Raw genomic sequence first — 703 nt, 5'->3', positions numbered from 1 at the left:
CAGAGGACTTGTCTACTCCAACTGTATGTGAGCGAACGATTTTTGCCAGCTGGTAAGATACTTTGTCCAAAGTCCAATATCCGGAAATCGCGATCTTTTGGGGATTGATTTATTCTCTGGTCATTCTTGAGAATGGACCGGAAATGTATTTGAAGGAGGTGCTGGTCTTGACTCTCATCGTGATCGTGGCGGCCTTTGCCACCCGAATCATCGCGGTTCATTTTGGTCTCCGAAGCCTTTTCTTGGGGCGTTCTCCCCAGAAAGAATAGCGCCGAGAAAGATGAACTCGCATGGGATCCGACTGTTTCCCGATTTGATATTCGGCGTCGAAGGCGAGAAGCCCTGGTTCTTGCGACGCAACGAGATCTGGCTCGAGCTTGATTGAGCGCCGCGAGCCGCTCTCGCGCCCGCGCGCATCGCAGTCGAGGCGTTCTCTGGCCGAACGCTTCCGACAAGAGTCCCGCGAGCACTCACCTTTCGAGGTCGAAGGCTGCGTGCGATAGCGCACAGACGGTATGGCGCTGCTGGGCTATCTTGAATAAGAGCAGTCCAAGAGCCTCTCGAGACCAGCGCCCGCCAAGGCCGCCTTCAGCTGAGCACGGCGCTCGCACGACAGCGGCGTGGCGCTAGTACCGCGCACCCTAAATTGACTGGACAATTTCATGCCATCAGCGGCTTGCCGATATAGGTCCAACGAAACGGC

Annotated in this window: 1 protein-coding gene; it reads right to left on the bottom strand. The window is 55.8% G+C overall.

Annotated elements, in window-relative coordinates:
• Positions 1-221: hypothetical protein (locus GJ668_RS20450; protein WP_222930834.1), on the bottom strand; the 221-nt coding region annotated here is incomplete at its 3' end.
• Positions 222-703 lie beyond the last annotated feature (482 nt).

The organism is Allochromatium palmeri (assembly GCF_009720725.1).
GTDB classification, from domain to species: domain Bacteria; phylum Pseudomonadota; class Gammaproteobacteria; order Chromatiales; family Chromatiaceae; genus Thermochromatium; species Thermochromatium palmeri.
Note: the sequence above shows the minus strand (reverse complement) of the source record. Positions and strands in the feature narration are given on the sequence as shown.